Source organism: Corynebacterium tuscaniense (genome assembly GCF_008693065.1).
GTDB lineage: Bacteria > Actinomycetota > Actinomycetes > Mycobacteriales > Mycobacteriaceae > Corynebacterium > Corynebacterium tuscaniense.
In genome coordinates this window covers 1-901 of the sequence record NZ_VXKH01000143.1, presented here as the reverse complement: position 1 = coordinate 901, position 901 = coordinate 1, and the positions used below count along the sequence as shown (strand labels likewise).

Below are 901 nucleotides of genomic sequence, written 5' to 3'. Positions count from 1 at the left end.
ACCGGGCAAGCGCGCTACGCACTCAAGGCCTTGGAGAGGAAGGGCTGGATTGTCATGCGGGGCCAGCGTGGCTCGCAACGCACGACTTACCAGATCCGCAGAGAATAGACGCACCGGCTCTTGTGCCAACGCAAACGATTGCCGTTTAATGAGAACCATGAGCACTACAGAGTCATCGCCCCTCATCCTCGCCATCACGGCGTGTCCGACGGGCATCGCGCATACCTATATGGCGGCCGAGAACCTCGAGGCCGCAGCCCAAGAACTTGGCTACCGCATCAAGATTGAAACTCATGGTTCCATCGGCGTCGAGGGAGCCTTTAGCAAGCAAGACATCGAGGAAGCCGACGCCGTTGTCATTGGTGCCGATACGGTCATTTCCAAGGACCGCTTCCACGGCAAGCGTCTCGAGGCCACCGGCGTGGACGAGGCCATCAAGCATCCGAAGGAACTGCTCAGCAGGTCCTTGAGCGCCTCGCGCTGGGAGGGCTCTTCCGAGAAGACGGAGGAAGAGACGCCTCGCAAGAATAGCGTGGGTCAAACCTTGTACAAGGCGCTGATGAACGGCGTCTCGCACATGATCCCGTTCGTGGTGACCGGTGGTCTGCTCATTGCGGTCGCCCTCTCCATCGGCGGCACGCCCACGCCTGAGGGCATGGCGATTCCGGAAGATAGCTTCTGGAACACGGTCAATGAGCTCGGCGCCCTGGCGTTCTCACTGATGGTCCCGGTGCTCTCCGGCTACATTGCGGTGGGCATCGCGGATCGCCCAGGCCTTGCCCCTGGTCTTATTACCGGACTCATCGCTACCACCGGCTCCCTTTACGGTTCTGAGGCAGGTGCCGGATTCTTGGGCGGCATTGTCACCGGTATTTTGTCCGGTTATCTGGCTCTTGCCATT

General features: G+C 60.2%; 1 protein-coding gene. It reads left to right on the top strand.

The features are described 5' to 3' along the window. Nucleotides 1-157: 157 nt before the first annotated feature. The coding region (locus tag F4V54_RS10925; protein WP_249041303.1) for a fructose PTS transporter subunit IIB at nt 158-901 on the top strand (744 nt) is incomplete at its 3' end.